Below are 19598 nucleotides of genomic sequence, written 5' to 3'. Positions count from 1 at the left end.
TCAGGGGGCTTTATCCCTCTGTGACCGGACCGCCCCTTCAATCCCGTCAAACTCGATGTCCAGAACGTGATGAGATTACCCATCACATCCTGGGTTTTTATCGTCGCGACAACGACCGTTGCACCAGCATGGCGATGATGATGATCGCCCCTTGGATGGCCCCGATCAGATACTCGCTGATGAAGTTGGAAAGCAGCATGATATTGCCGACAATTTCCAGAATGAATGCACCGCAGATCGTGCCCCAGACACGCCCCACGCCGCCGCGCAATGCTGTACCACCAACGACGACGGCAGTAATCGCCTGCAACTCCCACAACATGCCGGTTGTTGCAGATGTCGACCCCAGTCGCGGCACATAGAGAAGCACCGCGACAGCCACGCAAAGCCCCTGCACGATATAGGCAATCGTGCGGACACGCTTGACGGAGATGCCTGAGTAACGGGCAACATCCTCGCTGGAACCAACTGCAATCACATGGCGGCCATAGCGTGTGCGATAAAGAACGAATGCCGCAATTGCTGCCGTCACAAAGATCGCAATAACCGGAATCGGAATGCCAAAAACGGAACCGAAATAGACAGGCCTGTAAAGCGCCTGAATGTCAGGATTGCGCAATGTGATAGCACCGCCCTGCGACAGCCATGTTGTCAGGCCACGATAAATTCCCATCGTGCCGAGTGTGGCGATGAACGGTTCTATACCGCCGAGTGTTGTGATCAATCCATTTGTCAGGCCGCAAAGCGCCCCCACGACAACGGCCAGAAGCACGGCTGCGATCAGCATCATGACCGGATCGGCAATAACACCGCTGTTCATGAACATGATCATGATGCTGCCGACAAAAGCCGCCATGGCGCCAACCGACAAATCCAGCCCGCCCGACGAAATTACATAGGTGGCACCAAGCGCGATAATGGCAATGAACGCACTGCGTGTGGCAACATTCAACAGATTGTCGATGCTGATGAAGTTTGGATTGGCAATTGTACCCAGAACAAGCAGCAAAAGCAGCGCAATAAAAGGCGCAACAGCCCTCAGATCCCAGTCTTTGGACGTTTTCGGCACTCTGCTTTTATCGGTCACTACGTCTGTCATTTACTCCCCTTTTTTTTTAAGCCGCTTCTTCGGTGCTGACGCCGGTTGCTAAGACAACGATGTCATTTTCGGTCATGCGTTCGCCTGTCACCTCGCCTGCAACCCTGCCCTCGCGCATGACGACGATACGGTCGCATACGCCAATGAGTTCCGGCATTTCAGACGATACGACGATGATCGATTTGCCCTCGTCGGCCAAATTGGCAATGAACTGATAGATTTGTTCTTTGGTACCCACATCGATACCGCGGGTTGGCTCGTCAATAATAACGATGGACGGGTTGAGCATCATCATCTTTGCCAGAAGAAGCTTCTGCTGATTGCCGCCAGAAAGCTGCCCGGCAAGAATATCTTTCCGGCCCGTGCGGATATCGAACTCTTTGATCGCATCGTCGAGTGCCGTGCGCTCTTTGCGCCGATCAATCTGTAACCCCCGGACGAATTTGCTGATCGAAGCAAGTGTCAGGTTGATACCGAGGTCTTTGGTAAGCAGCAGCCCCTTGCCTTTCCGATCCTCGCTCAGATAGGCGATGCCAGCGGAAAGACTTTCGTGGGCATTGCGGAAATTGACAGGCTGTCCATTATGACGGACCTGGCCTTTGCCGGGACGCAGGCCAACAATGCCTTCCATCAATTCCGTTCGACCAGCACCGACAAGCCCCGCAAAGCCCAGAATTTCACCCTTGCTCAATGTAAAACTTGCCGTTTTAACATAGCCCGGAACGCTGAAGTCATCGACCTCAAGCACGGGCACCTGTCCATGATGTACTGCGCGATCCGGGTAAAGTTTGGCAACATCGCGCCCCACCATCAGCCGGGCCATATCCGACGGCTGCAATTCCGAGGCCAGATGCGCGGAAACAAGCTTGCCATCGCGAAGCACGGTCACACGATCTGAAATCTCTTTCACTTCCGGCAGGCGATGCGAAATATAGAGAACCGCGACACCTTTGGCGCGGATGTCGCAAATGACTTTCAGAAGTGCCTCGGTTTCAACCGGAGTAAGCGATGCCGTTGGCTCGTCAAAAATCACCACACGATGCGGCACGAGCAAAACACGAGCGATCTGCACAAGCTGACGCTGTGCGATGGACAAACTGCCCACGATGGCATCAGGATCAATATCCGCGCCAAGATCACGAATGGCTTGGCGTGCGCCTTCGCGCATGGATTTGTCATCGACAACAAGGCCGTTGGATAGTTCGCGTCCCAGATAAATATTCTGGGCGACAGTGAGATCAGGAGCCAGCAGGATTTCCTGATGCACCAGAACAATGCCCTGCGCTTCAGCTTCCACCGGCCCGGAAAACGAGATTGGTTTGCCATCGATGTGGATTTCACCGCTGGTCGGACGCTCATTACCGGCGAGCAGCTTCATCAATGTCGATTTACCAGCGCCGTTTTCGCCGATAATAGCGTGAACTTCGCCGCCAAAAATGCTGAGATTTATATTTTTCAGAACCTGAACAGGTCCGAACGATTTCGACAGCGAAACCGCCTCCAGAAGCGGTGTGCCATGTTCGTTTCGGGTTGTGTTCATATGCACGCACCAACGCAAGCACTATAGCTTGAGTGCCCGCCATGACTTCTGATTGTCAGAATTTCCACTTGCATGTGAACTCCTCCCAAAGCTTCACTGTGCAACCTTAACGTTGGCTTTGAGGTACGTAAAGCAAAATTCTACGCAACACAAAAATCATTGGCAATTAATAGATGACCGCTTCAAGCAAAAGGCGACATAGCAATTTGAGCATTGAACTAAAGGGGTATACTCAAATCATAATTTGGGCTGATATTCAGCGTACCGCGCGTCACTCGATAGTGAGAAGACAAAGCGCACAGCATTATATTGAAAGGCCGCAAATTCGATGTACAACATACCCTGCCACGTTACCGGGCAATCAGAGCGCGTTTCGATCTGATTATTTGTTTTGATGCGCATTTCATCCGCAAACAGTTGCACACTTTTCACGATGCGCTCCAAAACGGTGGATGATTAGACCTTGGCGCTCAACAAATAATACAATTTTGAATTAGCATATACAGCAAGACACGCGCTTTTTTATATACTATGAAATGGTAACGTCCAAGGCGTGTTGAATTGCGGATACAGACACATGACCTCCCATTTAGCGCAGTCAAAATGGCGCATGCTAGACATGCTGCCAGCCATGGCCCTTTTCGTGATCGGCCTCACAGCACTCATCTATGCGATGCTTTCTCCACGTGGCGAGAACGGCCAGTTTGCTGTTCTCATGCAGCCATGGGCGAATGCCTCACAAGTGGCGACACTGCTTGGCAAAGCCGACGCACAGATCCTTTCCTTCAATGAGCGCATGAACGTTGTGGTTGTATACGCCGCACGTCCTGACGCAATCGACGCACTTTACGATGCAGGCGCGTGGCTCGTTTTTGAACCCGCACAGCTGTCCGGCTGTTTTGACCTTGCCGTTACCGGGGCCTAATCCATGATCATTGAGCTTGATGATATTCGCAGACGTTTTGCGCGTTTTCTGGTGATTCTTTTCTGGCTGCATGTTCCGCTGTTCGCGGTCATCGCATATGGAACGGGCGCTTCCGTCCTCGGCGGGGCTCTTGCGGGAGCCTTCCTTGCAGCAAGCTATAATCTGATGTGGTGGCGCGCCGATATCGCGCCCGCAACCCGCTTTCTGTCTGCCGTAGCTCTCGTGGCTGAACCTGCGATCCTGCTCTATCTGCTTCGTGGGCATATCTGGCAGATGGACATGCATATGTATTTCTTTGCCATGCTCGCACTCACTATCGGCTGGTGCGATCGCAGAGCAACCATCATTGCAGCCGTTGCGGTTGCATTGCACCATCTGACACTCGATTACTTTCTGCCATCCCTCGTTTTCCCGACAGGCAGCGATATTCGTCGCGTGATGATTCACGCTGTGATTGTAGCTTTTCAGGCAGCCGTTCTCGTCTGGTTCTGCGACATGCTTGTCGCTTGCGTCGAAAGCATCAGCAGAATGCGCGACGAAATCATGGTCAAGAATGCGGAAATCGAGAAACGTTCTGCCCAGGTTGAACAGGCCTACAAGGCCAAGGGCATGTTCCTGGCCAATATGAGCCACGAAATCCGCACCCCGCTCAATGCGATATTGGGTTTCTGCCATCTGATGCTCCGCACCGACATGACGGAGCGCCAGCGCGATTATCTTTCCAAAATCAACGGAGCCAGTGGCTCGCTGCTGCGCCTGATCAATGACATTCTGGATTTCTCCAAGAACGATGCTGGCAAACTTACGCTGGAAAACCGTCCGTTCGAATTGCGCGCCCTCTTTGATCGCAAATTGCAGATTACCAGTGCCGATGCCCGAGCCAAAAATGTGACCGTGAGCCTGCATATCGATCAGGGCGTCCCAGAACGCCTTGTCGGCGATGAAATGCGCCTTGGACAAGTGCTGCTTAACCTGATGAGCAATGCCATCAAGTTCAGCGAGAATGGTTCTGTTACTCTTCGCGTAAGCGGAAAACCATCAGATAGTGGCGACTACAGCCTGCAGATTGCCGTTGCCGATACCGGTATTGGCATGACGCCCGACCAGCAATCCAAGCTGTTCAGTTCCTTCTCGCAGGCCGATAGCTCCACAACGCGTCGTTTCGGCGGCACCGGACTTGGACTGGTCATCAGCAAGCAGATTGCCGAGCAGATGGGCGGTGACATCACCGTACTCAGCACCCCCGGCAAGGGCAGTGTCTTCACCGTCACAACCACTCTTGGCAACGTGGATCGCGCGCACTCAATTGTCGAAAAGCCGCAAGCGCATATCCAGAAGCTTCGGATACTTGTAGCAGACGACAATCCGGCTTCCCGCGAAATTCTGCAAAGCATTTTCGCGGACTGGTCGATCCCGGTCGATCTGGTCGCATCCGGCACTGAGGTTATTGGCGCACTGGAAACTGCGTTCCAGCATGGCCAACCCTATGATCTGTTGCTGCTCGACTGGAAAATGCCTGGTATGGACGGCATGGAAACAGTGGGTAGCCTTTATGCCAATGCAAAGCTCGCCAAACTGCCCGAAATTGTCCTGATAACGGCCTATGGCAGTGACGAATTCAAGGAAAAAGCTTCGCGCGCCGGCATTGCAGCCTATCTCCCAAAGCCAATCGAAGCCCAGCAAATTCTGCTAACACTGAATATGCTTTTCCCACTATCGAAAGATGCCAAGGAAGCCGCAAGAGATTCAGAATTGATCGCAGAGCCGCTGCGTGGCGCACATGTTCTGCTCGTCGAAGACAATGCGATCAATCGCGAAATCGCTTATCAGCTTCTTTGTGATGCGGGTCTTGATGTCGACACTGCCGAGAACGGACGCATTGCGTGCGAAAGCGTAGCACGATCCGGTTCGCTCTATTCAGCTGTGCTGATGGATGTTCAAATGCCGGAAATGGATGGTCTGGAAGCCACACGTCATATTCGTCGCGACTGGAGCCAGGAGGCTCTGCCTATTATCGCTCTGACCGCCCATGCCTATGAAGAAGAGCGCCGCAGATGCGCCGAGGCCGGTATGAACGATCATGTGGCCAAACCAATTGATCCAAGCGTACTTATCGGAACGCTCGAGCGCTGGATGAAGCCACGCCGGGTGGATATTGCGGCCGCCCAACCGCAGGAAAACAAGATTGAGGTTACACAAGCCGAGCTTCCTGAACGGCTTCCGCCATTCGACCTCACTCGGGCACTCGTGCGGGTGAATGGAAAACAGGCTCTTCTGCGTCGTCTCATCATGAGCTTCCATGATGATTTTGTGAATGTCATAGAAACCCTGATGGATCAGATTGCCAAGGGTGATCTGACCGGAGCGCGACGCCTTGCTCATACGCTCAAAGGTGTTGCAGCATCGCTGGAGCTACCAGAAATTGCGCGTATTTCCGCTGAGGTGGAACTGGCAATAGCCAACGAACAGCTGGTCGGTCTGGAGCCAACGCTATCGGCGCTGAATTCCGCCATGAAGCCAGCCTTGAAGGCTGCAGCCAGCCTGAAGGATCAAGTGTCAGCGCCACAGCAGCAGGCAAATTCCGGTCCTCAGACCGCAGATATTGCATCGGCTGTGACCACACTGCGCGACCACCTCACCCGCCGGAGCATGCGTGCGCGCAGCAGTTTTGACGCGTTGCTCCAAATGCTCGGCTCTGATGCCGAGCAAGGCAACAATGCGGGAGCCTTGCGCGTGGCAAAGGCTGCGCTGGACAAGCTCGATTATGAGCAAGCCCTGCGCAGTCTGAATGAAGCTTTTGCTGAGGAATTTCCTCCAGCGAGATAAAGCATTTCCTGCAAAAGTGCGAAGCGATTTTGCGTTGGACAATGCCTGCAACAAATAGTTAGGGCGTCGATCTGATTGGATCAAATCGACGCTCCAGAATTCGCCACAGATCATAAAAACCACTCGGCGATCTAAACACTACCGGAGTAAAAAATGCCTGATCGTGCAACCGTCCTGATCGTCGATGACGAAGTTTCAAACATCGAGATCATGAACGCGGTGCTGGAAGACCACTATGAAATCTGCTTTGCCACATCTGGTGAGCAGGCGCTGGAAGTCGCTCGCTCAGTTTTACCGGATCTGATTTTGCTGGATGTCATGATGCCAGGTCTCGATGGCTATGAAGTCTGCCTCCGCCTGAAGAATGATCGCTTGCTGGCTGACGTGCCGGTCATCTTCACGACAGGTCTCGATGATCAGGAAGCCGAAGTACGCGGCCTGTCGCTGGGCGCTATCGACTATGTAACAAAGCCGATCAACCCGGTCGTTTTGCGGGCACGTGTCTCCAACCATATCGAACTCAAGCGTCTGCGCGATCAGCTTGCTCAGATGGCTGTTACCGACGCTTTGACGGGTCTTAGCAACCGTCGTCAGCTTGAGGTCATTCTGGCCAGTGAAATCTCGCGCCTCGCGCCTGCTGGTGCATGGCTCTCGGTTATCATGCTTGATATTGATTTCTTCAAGCTCTTCAATGACACCTATGGTCATCCTGAAGGCGATCGGTGCATTGCCATGGTTGCGGCCGCTCTGAATCGTGCGGTGCATAAGGTTTCGGGCATGACGGCACGTTATGGCGGTGAAGAATTTGCCTGTGTTCTGCCCGGAGCACCCCCCGAAACAGCCTTGGCCACAGCGCATGAAATCCAGCTTCAGATCCAGTCGCTGAACATTCCACATCAGAGTTCGGAAGTCAGCACCAACGTAACCGTCAGCATGGGGATTGCGTCTGCGCGCACTCATCCGGGCAAGAGCGGCTCACTTTGGCTGCAGCAAGCCGACCATCAGCTCTACACAAGCAAGAAAAGCGGTCGCAATCAGATTGCGAGAACCGAGTTTTCGGCAGCCTGAGCTGACTGCATCACGTCAGATCGAGATGCGCCTTAAGCGGCATATCATCATGAATGGACACAGTCTGCCGTTCGATCATGCGATGTACCAGAGGGGGCGTTGCCCCCTTGTGTAGCGCAAGCAGCCTTTCTGAAACTTCCGCGTCTGATTGCGTACGCCGCTGATTGTGACGCACATATTCCACCCATGTCGGAACGTGATAGCTTTCTGTCCACGTTTCCGGATTTTCCAGATCCCGCAGCAAGGCCCATTGTCGTGCGCCATCGCGAATGCGGATGCGGCGGCGTAGCGCCATGGCAGCAAGAAATGCCTGCACATCTTCCTGAGCGATTTTATAATCGACCATGATCATGATCGGACCACTGCGTGACCGTAGGTCGAGGCGCAATTGCGGCTCGCTGAAGCGATTGAGCGGATCGAGATTGAGCGATTCAAATTCCGGCTGCGGCAGCAGAAACCCGACAAGCGCACCGAAGAGCAAAACACAGGCTGCCGCCAGCAAAGCGCCCGGAACACCGAACTCATCGGCAACCGAACCCCAGAGCCAACTGCCCGCCGCCATGCCACCGAACGTGGCAGTCTGGTACAACGCCAACGCGCGGCCAACCACCCATCGTGGGGTTGAAAGCTGCACGGTCACGTTAAACAGGGAAAGCGCCAGAACCCACGACAATCCCGCAGGAAGCAGGAAGATGCAACTCATCCAGATGCTGCGGCTCACCGAGAGCAAAAGACAGCTTAGTGCAAAAGCAACAAAAGCCCCACGCACCAGCCATTCATTGCCAAGTAGTTCGCGCAATCGCGCGCTTGAGAGCGCACCGCCAATAGCACCTATCCCGAAAAAACCGAGCATGATGCCATATGTCAGCGCTGTGCCTTTAACGAGGTCACGCGCCACAAGCGGTAACAGCGCGAGAATGACAATCGCAGACAGACCGAACAGAAAGCCGCGAAACATAACCTTCAGAAGGTTTGGCGACATTGCCACATAGCGCAGCCCCGCAACCATTGCAGGCCCCAATGCTTCGCGCGGCAAAGTGGATTTCGTCGTCTGTGGTTGCCAGCGCCAAAGTGCCAGAATAAGTGCGCAATAGCTGAAAGCATTGAAAATGAACGCAAAAGCAGCACCCGCAGCCACGACTATTGCACCGCCGATGGCCGGGCCAATGCTGCGCATCAGATTGAAACTCATGGAATTAAGAGCAACTGCTGCAGGCAAATCTGCTCGCGGAACAATGTCTCCCATTGATGCCTGCCACGACGGATTATGCAAGGCACCTCCACAACCGATGAGAAAGGTGAAACCGAGCAACATCCAGGGCGTCAACATGCCAAGATAGGCGAAAGCTGCAAGCGCAACCGAAATGACGAGCAGGAGAATCTGGGCCGTAAGCATGATGCGGCGGCGGTCGAAATTATCCGCAAGCGCCCCTGCCGCAACCGAGAAGATCATCACCGGCAAAGTTGTGGAGGCCTGAACCAGCGCGACCATATCATCCGAACGCGCGATGGTGGCCATCATCCAGCCCGCACCAACAGTCTGCACAAGACCGCCCAGGTTTGAAAATAGCGTGGCAGACCATAAGGCGCGAAAAGTTCCGTACTGAAACGGCGCCAGGGGGGAATTTCTTTGCGGCATTCGGACGACCTCCATCCTCATCCGTTCCCTTAGGCGATACGCGAATCGCATCCAGGGAACAAGCAGCTTCCATCAAGCGCGACCGGACGACACACTTAAACCACTGAACCAGCTTGAAGATAATGAAAGCGGATACTCCCACTTTCTGGCGGGATCATGTAAACAGGTTTAACTCCCTCATGAAAACGCGTTCAATATGACACAGCCATCCCGCTCTTCTCTGTTTGGACTTGCCCTCGTTTGTTTGTCTGCCGGATTATCAACTGACGCTTTTACTGCGGAGGCATTGCCACAATTGACGCCGGAAATTGGTGTCACGGCCCGCATCGCAAAGACCGAAAAAGGCTATGTCATTGTGCAATCCGATGGGGCAGAGCTCTTGATGATCGACGCCGAATGGGCCACAAATTTTGACGGCAACCCGAGCTTTACAGTCGCGGATTTCAATTTCGATGGATTTTCCGATGTGGCGCTTGGCGCAAGTACAAGCGAGAGTCCCGATATAGGGTTTGGTCTTTTTCTCTATAAGCCAACAACAAAATCTTATGCGGCGCTCAATTTCACGGAAGATTTCAGCGAGCAGCTTAACTGCGGCGCTCTATGGAATATTGAGTTAATCGAAAGCAGGAAAGCGCTCAAAAGCAGCTGTAACTTTGAGGGCGAAGATGCGCGCATCGATGTTGTGCAGATAGACCCCGACGGCGGTGCAAATTTGCTGGAACAATCGCGCCCAAAAGACGAAAACTGGCATTGGCCCTATCTCGACCGCCCCGCTCGCATGGTCTCGTATGACCGGCAGGGCAACATCGCTCTGGAAACAGTCATTGCCAGCGATGAAACAGAGAATAGCTGGGAAGTCCCTGTCACTAAGCTCGAAATATATAGCGCGGCTGATCTGCAAAGCAGGACGCCTGCCCATCTTGTCAAAGGCGAAACCGTCCGCATTCTTGCTTTTAGCGGCGACTTCATGAAGTTCGCCCGCAAAGGCACCGATAACCTGCCCGGCGGCTGGGTATCGCTTAAAGAAGCTTATGACCTTGTCGCCCGTTATGATGCTGACGGAACCAAGCCGCAAACGGCCTCCCTCGGCCTTTCCGACTACAAAAATACAACGGAAAATCCTGATTATTATCGCAACCTCTTCACGCTGACGATGAAGAACACCAGCGATACGGAAATCCAATTGTCGAATGCTGAGCTTTTTCTTCTCTTTAACGGAGACAACGGCACGCGACTAGCCCACAAGCTCTACGATATCTCCGATACGAAGCTCACGCCCGGCGAAAGCCATATGCTCGACGACAATCCGATTGAGAAGCGCGACGGACAATTTGTGATTTATCACGATAATGACGGGCAGGACGCCTATCCTCTTTTCTTCCCGCCGGACCTAATGCCCGGCAAGTATCGTGTTCGCCCGATCATCACCGATCCAGGCCTCGGCAATTTCATTTATGGCGAGAACGAAATCGAACTTGAGTATCCGCCAAAGCTCGCCGACGGTCTGGTGAAGCCTTAAGCTACCTGCCCTGCACACCAGCCGGACGACCATGCCCACTGGAAATTATAACCGCCGAGCCAGCCGGTGACATCGACCACTTCGCCAATGAAATAAAGGCCGGGTACATTCTTCGCTTCCATGGTTTTGGAATCGAGGTCGCGTGTATCGACACCACCCAATGTCACCTCAGCGGTGCGATAGCCTTCTGAACCCGCTGGCTTTACATGCCAGTCATTGACCGCAGCTGCAGCGCGCCGCAATACGGCGTCCGAAAGATCTGCGAGATTGGTCGCGGGAAAATCGGCCGCGATAAGCTGCGCGAGCTTCTTCGGAACGAAGAACGACAGAGCCGTTTGCAGGGCCTGCTTACCGTTCTTGGAGCGCTGCTCCCTAAGAGCTTCAAACAGATCGGTCGTTGGCAGCATGGAAATGACAATTTCATCGCCTTCACGCCAGTAGGATGAAATCTGAAGAATGGAAGGGCCGCTAATGCCACGATGCGTGAACAACATCGCCTCGGCGAATTTCGTCTTCTTGCATGAAACCACAGCATCGACCGCAACGCCCGCAAGTGGCTTCAATCGCTCAAGCAAATGCGGCTCGAAAGTCAGCGGCACCAGACCGGGACGAGTTTCAACAATCCGCAGACCGAAACGCGTGGCAACGTCATAACCAAAGCCTGTCGCACCCATCTTCGGAATGGATTTACCGCCGGTCGCAATAACCAGAGATTTTGCTGAAACGGTGCCGCCAGAGTGGCGAATGACAAAACCGCGATCGGTTTTCTCAACAGTCTCGATTGCTGTTTCAAGCTGCAAACGCGCACCGTAGCGATGCATCTCATCAAGCAACATATCGATGATCTGCGTTGCAGAACCATCGCAGAAAAGCTGTCCAAGCGTTTTTTCGTGATAGGCGATGCGATACCGCTCAACGAGCTTAATGAAATCGCGCTGTGTATAACGACTTAGTGCCGAGATGCAGAAATGCGGGTTTTGCGACAGGAAGTTCTTCGGGCTTGCATGGATATTGGTGAAGTTACAGCGACCGCCGCCAGAAATGCGGATCTTGTCACCGGGTTTTCTCGCATGGTCCAGCACCAGCACGGAGCGCCCGCGCTTAGCCGCTTCAACCGCACACATCATGCCAGCAGCGCCAGCGCCTATCACCAAAACATCGACGCTCTGCAACATTCAACTCCGGGTCAATTCTTCGCGGCACCATATTGCGCTATATCGCAAGCGCAAGACATGTTTTGGAGTTTTTAAACATCTGGCAGTTAGAACGAGTATAAAGTTGAACCATTTTCAAAGAAGCGGGGGCAGAATTTGAAGGTTTCAGTCTCTTCAGTGCCTGATATAGCGAACGGGCGGACTCGTTTTTTGGGGGGAAGCATCTTTTGGATGCTGCTTGTCCTTGTCGTGCTGGTTGGTCTGTTGAGCATCCCGCTGACCGTTCCAATCGGTCCGATGTATTGGGATACTTATCTCTATCTCGATGCAGCTCAGCGCATAAATACAGGTCAAATTCCCTCGGTCGATTTCTTCACCCCGGTAGGCCCGCTGGGGTATTATCTCTTTTCCTGGGGACAGAAGCTATTCCCTCAAGCGCAATCCTTGCTGCTTGTGCAGTGGTCCATGCTTGTCGTGGCAGCTCCCCTCATGGCAGTGGTTCTCGCCGAAGTGGAACACAAAAGCCGACCGATTGCCTTCGCGCTTCTCATTCCTTTTCTGGTCTTCGCCATATTCCCCGCCAATGTGCAAACCTATACGTCCTATCCCGGCCTCGACGGCTTCGGCATCTATAACCGGCAGGTGTCGCTGCTGCTTTATGTGCTGACATGCGGTCTGATGTTTATTGCAGACGGACGCAAGCTCGCAGCCTTTTGCGCCATTACAATGCTTGCCTTGTTTCTTACCAAGATCACAGGCTTTCTGGTTGGCGGTCTGTTTGGGCTCACAGCACTTCTGGCAGGGCGCGTGTCAATCAAAACCGTTTTGATTTCTGCCGCCATAACACTGATCGGATTGGCCGCACTCGAACTAAACGGCCGCATGATTTCTGCCTATCTCGTCGATATCGAGCAACTTCTGGTCCTGAATGAAGGCGCGCTGCTGCCGCGGTTTTTGACGGTCTTATCCGGCAAGCTTGATGTGATCCTGCCAGCCACAATTCTCGTTCCGGTTCTCTTCTGGATCGAGTTGACGCGCGGCACGCCTGCGGCACGCTTTTTCGATCGTAGCTCCATATGGCTCGTGGTCATTTTGCTCGGTGGCGTCATACTGGAAACACAAAATACCGGCAGCCAGGAATTCATCTTTATCTGGCCTCTTCTGTTGATGATCTACGAGCGCATCAAGCACGTCAAAGGCAAGGCAAAGATTGCTTTTCTGGTGCTTGCGGCCTTCAGCGTCATTCCCACCTTCAGCAAGGTCACGCACAAGATTTTGCGTGTCATTGCAGTAGCGCCCACCTATGTCCAGCCACCTGTGACAGAACTCAAAACCATGCGTCAAGTATCCGTCAGACCGGACATCATGGATCGTGCAAAATTGCTGCCCGTGCATTATGCGGATTATTCTGCACCTTACGAAGCATTGGCAACGCAGGGACAATTGCCAAGCTGGCGGCTTTACTCAGAGCTGGATTATCAGATGTACTGGATCATCTCGGCCGATGAGGCCATCAAAGCCTTCAAAGCCTTTGAGAACAGCAACGGCGTTTATCTTAAAACGCTGATGACGCTTGATTTTACCGATCCTTTTCCATGGCTACTGAACCGCGAGCCGACCCGGAAAATCCAGATCGGTGCTGATCCGTTTCGCACGGTTCCCGCAATGACGGATGAAACCAGAGCAGCGGTTGAAGCAACGGACGGCGTTCTACGACCTAAATGCCCGATGACAACAACCCGTCTGGCCCTGCAGGAAATTTACGCTGACGCGCTCAAAGATCGCCAAGTGGTGCCACTTGATGCATGCTGGGACTTATTGCTGCGTCCCGGAATTTTGCAAAAATAGAGCAAGAAAAGCGAAAGGCCGGATGAAACCACCCGGCCTTTCTTTTTACTTGATTTGCGCCTTCACGAAATCCTTGACGATACCGACGATGCCGCGCCCGAGAATCTCATCAAGTGCTGCAATAAACTCATCGACATGCGCGCGACCACAAATCAATGGCGGCTCCAGCCGGATCACATTGCGATTATACTCGGTGAAAGCCACCAGCACGCCATGGTCACGCAGCAAATGACTGCCGATGAAGCCCGGCAACGAGCCTTTCAGCTTATCATCCAGCATGGCGATCACAGGACGCAGCACAATCGGCATGGCGTTGGAGAAGTCATGGAACTCCAGCCCCACCATCATGCCTTTGCCGCGCACGTCCTTGATGAGTTTCGGATAACGCGCGTGTAACTCTTTCAGCCGATCAAGCAGATAATCGCCAGTTTCTGCTGAGTTATCGATGAGATGTTCATCATAGAGCACATTGATCGTTTCAATCGACGTTATGCAGGCTTCACCAATGCCGCCGAAGGTCGCCATGGCATGGATCATCGCTGTTTTCGGCGTGCCATACGCTTTCATATAGACGTCGCGCTTTGCGATCATCGCAGCCATCGCCGTCTTACCGCCGCCAAGCGACTTGGCAAGGGCGGTGACATCGGGAATAACGCCATAATGCTCAAAGGCATAGAATTTGCCGGTACGACCAAAGCCACACTGCACTTCATCCGCCACCCAGATCACGCCATACTGATCGCACAACTGACGCAGTTTCTGCCAGAATGCAGTATCGGCCTGAATGATGCCGCCGCCGCCCTGAACAGTTTCAAGCACGATGACGCCAATTTCAGGATCAGAACGGAACGCGTTTTCGATGGCGTCAATATCACCAAACGGCACGCGAACCGTGTTATCGACCAGCTTGAACTCGCCACGATAAAGCCCGCCATCGGTGATCGACAGTACGCCCTTGGTCTTTCCGTGGAATGAGTTTTCAGCATAGACAATTTTCGGCTTCTTAGGACCAGCAGCACGTTCTGCAACCTTGATCGCAGCTTCCATGGCTTCCGAACCGGACGACCCCAGGAAGACCATATCGAGATCACCCGGCGAGCAGGCCGCAATGTCATAAGCAAGCGCTGCTGCATATTGCGACATGAAAGCAATGGCGATTTCGTGCCGCATTTCTTCTTGGAACTTGCGGCGCGCCTCAAGAATGCGCGGATGATTATGTCCCAGCGCCAGAGATCCGAAACCGCCGAAGAAATCGAGAATCTTGCGGCCATTCTGGTCATAATAATACATGCCTTCGGCGCGCTCGATCTTAACCTTGTGAAAGCCGAGCAGCTTCATAAAATGCAGCTGGCCCGGGTTAAGATGACCGGTAAAAAGCTCGGTCATGCGCGGCAGATCGAGTGCCTTTGCATCTTCGACCGTCAGAAGCTTTGGCTTGGGCGTGTGGTTGGCAACAGCAACCGCATCATGTGTCGTAACTGTCTTTGTCATGGTTCTGTCCTCACGCCGCCTTCGATGCATTGGCAAGTTTCTTGCGATATTCGCTATAGGCCGCGATCAGCATGTCCTCATCACGATATTGCGGTATCCAGCCCAATTCCCGCTCGCCTTTCGAAACATCAAGAACACACATCTCATCGGCGATCAGATATTGCTCCGGGTCCATCAAAGGCTTGTTGAGCCAGTCAAGAAAGTCCAGCGTGCGTTTGACTGCCCATGCGGGAGTCGGCACCAGAATGGATCTCGATCCTGCATGCTTGACCAGATCACCCAGCAATTTACGCACCGGCGGCGGGTTGAGCGAGCCGAGATTATAAACCTCGTTCGGCACGCCTGCCTTGAAGGCCGCGTAGCAAGCAGATGCACAATCAAACACCGAGATAAACTGATAGGGGTTCTTGCCCGAGCCGATCATCGGAACCGGCAGATTGTTATCGATCAGCTTGAACAGTTTTTCCAGAATACCAAGGCGTCCCGGTCCGATAATCAAACGCGGACGGAACAGCGAAATATTCATCCCGCGTGTGCGCCATTCTACGGCCAGTTCCTCGGTCTTGAACTTCGACAAGCCATATTCGCCCAGCGGGTTGCAAGGATGATCTTCCTTCTGCGGCCAGACATAGGTGTGGCCATAAACCATATCGGTCGTGAAATGCACGAGCCGCTTTGCACCAGCTTCATCCATCGCCTTGATAATGTTTTCCGTGCCGTAATAATTGACCGGGAAGAAGAAATCGTGACGCTTGGCCCGCACCTGAAGCGGCGACAGCATCTTAGCCGAGAGATTATAGATCATATCGTCGGCGCGAATGCCGAGCTTGCGGATCGCCTCAGGATCGGTGACATCGGTATGAACGAAAGTCGCATCACTATAATGCGCCAGATCGCTCTTCACGATGTCAGCGACAATAACTTCATGCCCATCGGCAAGAAGCAAGGGCGCCAGATATCGTCCAACAAACCCGTCACCACCGAAAATAATATGTCTCATAATCCTGCCCCAACCTTAAATTTATGATGCTGAGCGGTCGTGAACCGCCGCGTTCTGTTCGGCATTCGACGACTTGCCGCTCTGTGCGATCAGCACTGTTCCAATGCAAATGAAGGCGATACCTGCAATCTTGTAAGCGCCCAGTTCTTCCTTGAACAAAAGCCATGCGAACAGCGCGACCGCGACATAGGCGAGGCTTAAAAAAGGATATGCAAAAGACAGATCGACTTTCGACAGCACATACATATGTGATGCCATGGAAATCACAAACATGGTCAATCCGGCGAAAACCCACGGATTAAAGACAATCTGAAATATCCGATAAATCAGTGTGTCCGCTGAGTAACTAGCCGTACTGAATGACATCATGCCGTATTTGAGCAGCAGCTGTGCTGCCGCATTCGTCATGACCGTGAAAAGAATGAATGGGATATATTTCATGTCCTGTCCCGTCTTAATTGGTTAAAGCGGTCCGCCGCCAGAAATCGGAGCAGAACCGCGCATCACGCATGTCCTCAAGCTGCTGCCATTCTGGAAAGCCCGCTTTGAATGTCTCAGAACTCATCCGCTGATCCTTGTAGGGATTGACGCGCCCACCCGCCTCGATCGTCATGCTGTCGAGATGATCGAGCAGTTCCAGCGTCTTTCCCCCGCGATTAGGAAAATCCATCGTCAGAGTATAGCCCGGCTTTGGAAATGACAGCAGCCCCGGAGAATGCAGATTGCCGAAACGCTTGAGGACCGTGAGAAAGGACGACTGGCCTGCATCGCGACTTGCCTGAAGCAGTGCCGGAATCGTCTTTTCCGCTGCCTCAAAAGGCACAACGCTCTGATGCTGATAAAGCCCTGCAGGACCATAAAAGCGGTTCCAGTTGCGAAGACCATCCAGCGGATAGAAAAAGCCTGCAAATCCCGTCAGATGCGGCTCTTGTTTGCGGCGTTTAGCGTGAAAATAAAGGTTGTTGAATGCCGTCAGGCTCAACCTGTTGAGCATCGAGAACGGCAGATCAAACGGTACACCGAGCCGCGCTCCACCGCTGCTCGCTGTATGATTGCCATTGATCGCGTGATTGCCAGTGATCAACACACCACGGCCTTCCGAGCGGCCACTTGCCAGCTGATCTACCCAAGCCACCGCATATTCATTCTGCCGGTCGGATTCTTCGGCAATCGCAAAATATTCGGCCAGGTTCCGAAAAGATGTGATGCGTTCTTCAACATCGAGGGAGCCAACTGGCATCAGTCGGATGCGGGCGTTCAAGATCAGACCTGTCAGGCCCATGCCGCCAATTGTTGCTGAAAAGAGTTCCGCATTTTCTGCACTCGAACAGATGTATTGCACGCCATCAGAACGTAGTAGTTCCAGGCTTTCGACATGGCTGCCGAATGTTCCGCGCAAATGATGGTTCTTGCCATGCACATCGTTCGCGATTGCACCACCGAGCGTTACAAAACGCGTGCCGGGCGTCACCGGTAGAAAGTAACCGTGTTGGGCAACAGCCTCGATAATTTCACTCAGCAGAACACCGGATTCAGCCTCAAGAACACCGGTATGAACATCGAAGCTAACAATCCGGGCGTGCGTTCGCATCGGCACAAGCAATCCTGCGTCATTGTGGCAGCTATCACCATAAGAACGACCATTGCCGAAAGCGAGCAAGCTCTCCGGGCCTTCCAGTTTGGAAAACACACCGTCGAACGCAATCGCGCTTCGCCTGCGACGATTAATGCGTCCAAAACTGTCAAACGACTGGTCCATCACCGCATCCCGGATACGAACAGCAGAACTGCGCCAATCGCAATCACCGCCTGACTGCGCCAATCATTGGCAAGGAACACAACAGGATCGTCGTCCATTTCCTTGCGATGCGCCAGAATCCACACGCGGATGATTATGTAGAGAACGATCGGAACAAGCGGCCAGATGAGCCATGGATAGGTATAAAGTTCCTGCACTGCGGCACTGTTGATATAGAGCGCCAGAACTACGACGGCGGTGAATCCGGAAGCAACACCGCTCTGGCCGACAATGTCTCTGTCTTCGGGACGATAGCCTCGGCCGGCGATACGGTCCTTTTCCGTGACCGTGGAGTGCTGCAATTCAACATAGCGTTTCACCAGGGCCAGCGACAGGAAGAAGAACATTGCAAATGCCGTCAGCCAGAAAGACTGCGGAATTTCGGTCGCCGCCGTACCGCCTAGCAGCCGCAGGGTGTAAAGCGCTGCAAGACAAATGACATCAACCAGCAATGCGCGCTTCAGCACCAGCGAATAGGCGGTCGTGGCAACCAGATAAAGACCGATAACCAGCGCAAAAATCGGCGGCAGGAAAAAGCAGGTTGCTACGGCAATCAACAAAAGCAGCGCCGACACCTTGAGGCCGAACGGAATACTCAATGCACCGCTTGCGAAGGGGCGCGAGCGCTTTCGGGTATGCTGGCGATCAAGCGGCAGATCAATGATATCATTGAGAATATAGATCGCTGAGGCGGCCGCAGAAAAGGCAATGAATGCAAGGATGGACGCTAACAGCACGTCGGGAAAGAAGATCGTGTGAGCAAGGATCGCCGGCACAAAAACCAGAAGGTTCTTGAGCCATTGATGCACACGCAGCATTTTCAGATAGGACTTGATGCCCGCTGCACTTTTCTCAAAGAGCCGACTATCATTGGCTTTCTGAAAACGCGCTGCTGCCCGATCCGGAGCAACGACGACCACCTTTCGCGCAGCTTCGAAGACCGCTATATCGGCGCGGTCGTTGCCAGCATAATCGAAGCCTTTCGGGCCATAATGTTCTGTGAGAGCACGCGCCTTGGCATGCGAAGAAAGATTGTTTTTGCCTGTCGTGGCTAAAACAGTCTCAAAAATACCAAGCTCCGAAGCAACCGCCTGTGCCAGCGGATCTGCTGCTGCAGTTGCCAGAACCAGCCTGCGCCCATTGGCATATTCCTGACGAAGGTACTCGAGAAATTCGTGCCGATAAGGCAACAAAGACGCATCAATGACGATCCGACGCGCGATTTGCTGCTTGAGGTGAGCCTTGCCTGACAAAAGCCAGATCGGCAGCAGGAAAAGATAAAGCGGATTCTTCTTCAGAAGAACGAAGGCGCTCTCCCAAAGCAAGTCGGTTGCGATGAGCGTTCCGTCGAGATCCACGGCCAGAGGCACGTCCTGACTTTTGAGCCGCTCATCCATTTCTCGTCATCACTCTCAAACCCGCCCCCGGCAACTCTCGTCAGCCAAGCCCCCTTGGCGACCCATAAGACGAAAGTACAAATGAACAATGATTAGTCTTCTCTGCAATCGATAATTGTTATTAACGGGCTTGTCTCTACCAAACTGCCCTTTAAACAATCACTACAAGTTTTGGTTAATAAACCCGCGATCCCAATAATTGCTGGTCTATCTTTTCATCGCGTAATATAAGGCGTTGATTATTTTCCAGTTTGATCTGCGCTTCTTGCACGAACGCCTCAGGTTTAGAGCCGA

Annotated in this window: 14 protein-coding genes; 5 read left to right on the top strand and 9 right to left on the bottom strand. The window is 53.1% G+C overall.

Annotated elements, in window-relative coordinates:
* Positions 1-97 precede the first annotated feature (97 nt).
* The gene (locus ACSME1_RS14585; protein WP_024897659.1) at positions 98-1099 is read right to left on the bottom strand and encodes an ABC transporter permease; all 1002 of its coding nucleotides are present in this window, start codon (positions 1097-1099) and stop codon (positions 98-100) included.
* Positions 1100-1115: 16 nt separating this feature from the next.
* Positions 1116-2639 (bottom strand): sugar ABC transporter ATP-binding protein, encoded by a 1524-nt coding sequence (locus ACSME1_RS14580; protein WP_024897658.1) that lies wholly within the window; start codon positions 2637-2639, stop codon positions 1116-1118.
* A gap of 577 nt (positions 2640-3216) precedes the next feature.
* On the opposite strand from ACSME1_RS14580, the gene ACSME1_RS14575 reads away from it, so the two are divergent.
* The 3 genes from ACSME1_RS14575 to ACSME1_RS14565 all read left to right on the top strand — a co-directional run bounded on the left by ACSME1_RS14575 (position 3217) and on the right by ACSME1_RS14565 (position 7458).
* On the top strand, positions 3217-3564 hold the full coding sequence (locus ACSME1_RS14575; RefSeq protein WP_152544401.1) for a hypothetical protein: 348 nt from the start codon (positions 3217-3219) through the stop codon (positions 3562-3564).
* A 3-nt stretch (positions 3565-3567) separates the two neighbouring features.
* Positions 3568-6390 carry a response regulator gene (locus tag ACSME1_RS14570; protein ID WP_024897655.1) on the top strand — a complete coding sequence of 941 codons (2823 nt, stop codon included), beginning with the start codon at positions 3568-3570 and terminating at the stop codon, positions 6388-6390.
* A 153-nt stretch (positions 6391-6543) separates the two neighbouring features.
* A complete protein-coding gene (locus ACSME1_RS14565) occupies positions 6544-7458 on the top strand; it encodes a diguanylate cyclase (RefSeq protein ID WP_435655420.1) in 915 nt (304 codons plus the stop codon).
* Between the two features lie 10 nt (positions 7459-7468).
* Here the strand turns inward: ACSME1_RS14565 and ACSME1_RS14560 are convergent, their stop codons facing one another.
* Positions 7469-9097, bottom strand: a complete 1629-nt coding sequence (locus ACSME1_RS14560) for an MFS transporter (protein WP_435655419.1) — start codon at positions 9095-9097, stop codon at positions 7469-7471.
* Positions 9098-9293: 196 nt separating this feature from the next.
* Here ACSME1_RS14560 and ACSME1_RS14555 point away from each other — a divergent pair, with 196 nt between their 5' ends.
* Positions 9294-10616, top strand: a complete 1323-nt coding sequence (locus tag ACSME1_RS14555; RefSeq protein ID WP_024897652.1) for an FG-GAP repeat protein — start codon at positions 9294-9296, stop codon at positions 10614-10616.
* Here ACSME1_RS14555 and ACSME1_RS14550 read toward each other — a convergent pair.
* The gene (locus tag ACSME1_RS14550) at positions 10613-11788 is read right to left on the bottom strand and encodes an NAD(P)/FAD-dependent oxidoreductase (protein ID WP_024897651.1); all 1176 of its coding nucleotides are present in this window, start codon (positions 11786-11788) and stop codon (positions 10613-10615) included. The two genes, ACSME1_RS14555 and ACSME1_RS14550, sit on opposite strands and share 4 nt — an antisense overlap.
* Positions 11789-12001: 213 nt before the next feature.
* Between ACSME1_RS14550 and ACSME1_RS14545 the strand changes: the two genes are divergently transcribed.
* On the top strand, positions 12002-13618 hold the full coding sequence (locus ACSME1_RS14545) for a hypothetical protein (protein ID WP_435655418.1): 1617 nt from the start codon (positions 12002-12004) through the stop codon (positions 13616-13618).
* 45 nt (positions 13619-13663) lie between these two features.
* On the opposite strand, the gene ACSME1_RS14540 is transcribed toward ACSME1_RS14545, so the two are convergent.
* The 5 genes from ACSME1_RS14540 to ACSME1_RS14520 are packed head-to-tail and all read right to left on the bottom strand — an operon-like array spanning position 13664 to position 19304.
* A complete protein-coding gene (locus ACSME1_RS14540; RefSeq protein WP_024897649.1) occupies positions 13664-15109 on the bottom strand; it encodes an aspartate aminotransferase family protein in 1446 nt (481 codons plus the stop codon).
* 10 nt (positions 15110-15119) lie between these two features.
* Positions 15120-16109: an NAD-dependent epimerase/dehydratase family protein gene (locus tag ACSME1_RS14535; protein ID WP_024897648.1), complete on the bottom strand. Its 990-nt coding sequence runs from the start codon at positions 16107-16109 to the stop codon at positions 15120-15122.
* A gap of 21 nt (positions 16110-16130) precedes the next feature.
* A complete protein-coding gene (locus ACSME1_RS14530; RefSeq protein WP_024897647.1) occupies positions 16131-16550 on the bottom strand; it encodes an EamA family transporter in 420 nt (139 codons plus the stop codon).
* A 13-nt stretch (positions 16551-16563) separates the two neighbouring features.
* Positions 16564-17868: an FAD-binding oxidoreductase gene (locus ACSME1_RS14525; protein WP_024897646.1), complete on the bottom strand. Its 1305-nt coding sequence runs from the start codon at positions 17866-17868 to the stop codon at positions 16564-16566.
* Entirely contained in the window at positions 17868-19304 is a 1437-nt protein-coding gene (locus ACSME1_RS14520) for a UbiA family prenyltransferase (RefSeq protein WP_024897645.1), read from the bottom strand. Before ACSME1_RS14520 ends, ACSME1_RS14525 begins: the two co-directional genes overlap by 1 nt.
* Positions 19305-19598: the final 294 nt, after the last annotated feature.

Origin of the sequence: Brucella pituitosa (genome assembly GCF_965577835.1) — a bacterium.
GTDB classification, from domain to species: Bacteria; Pseudomonadota; Alphaproteobacteria; order Rhizobiales; family Rhizobiaceae; genus Brucella; species Brucella pituitosa.
The sequence above is the reverse complement of the archived record's forward strand: the minus strand, read 5'-3'. Positions and strand labels throughout refer to the sequence as shown.

Coding starts and splice junctions, on each gene's coding strand:
- ACSME1_RS14585 (WP_024897659.1), bottom strand. CDS start 1,099: ATGACAGACGTAGTGACCGATAAAAGCAGAGTGCCGAAAACGTCCAAA.
- ACSME1_RS14580 (WP_024897658.1), bottom strand. CDS start 2,639: ATGAACACAACCCGAAACGAACATGGCACACCGCTTCTGGAGGCGGTT.
- ACSME1_RS14575 (WP_152544401.1), top strand. CDS start 3,217: ATGACCTCCCATTTAGCGCAGTCAAAATGGCGCATGCTAGACATGCTG.
- ACSME1_RS14570 (WP_024897655.1), top strand. CDS start 3,568: ATGATCATTGAGCTTGATGATATTCGCAGACGTTTTGCGCGTTTTCTG.
- ACSME1_RS14565 (WP_435655420.1), top strand. CDS start 6,544: ATGCCTGATCGTGCAACCGTCCTGATCGTCGATGACGAAGTTTCAAAC.
- ACSME1_RS14560 (WP_435655419.1), bottom strand. CDS start 9,097: ATGCCGCAAAGAAATTCCCCCCTGGCGCCGTTTCAGTACGGAACTTTT.
- ACSME1_RS14555 (WP_024897652.1), top strand. CDS start 9,294: ATGACACAGCCATCCCGCTCTTCTCTGTTTGGACTTGCCCTCGTTTGT.
- ACSME1_RS14545 (WP_435655418.1), top strand. CDS start 12,002: ATGCTGCTTGTCCTTGTCGTGCTGGTTGGTCTGTTGAGCATCCCGCTG.
- ACSME1_RS14540 (WP_024897649.1), bottom strand. CDS start 15,109: ATGACAAAGACAGTTACGACACATGATGCGGTTGCTGTTGCCAACCAC.
- ACSME1_RS14535 (WP_024897648.1), bottom strand. CDS start 16,109: ATGAGACATATTATTTTCGGTGGTGACGGGTTTGTTGGACGATATCTG.
- ACSME1_RS14530 (WP_024897647.1), bottom strand. CDS start 16,550: ATGAAATATATCCCATTCATTCTTTTCACGGTCATGACGAATGCGGCA.
- ACSME1_RS14525 (WP_024897646.1), bottom strand. CDS start 17,868: ATGGACCAGTCGTTTGACAGTTTTGGACGCATTAATCGTCGCAGGCGA.
- ACSME1_RS14520 (WP_024897645.1), bottom strand. CDS start 19,304: ATGGATGAGCGGCTCAAAAGTCAGGACGTGCCTCTGGCCGTGGATCTC.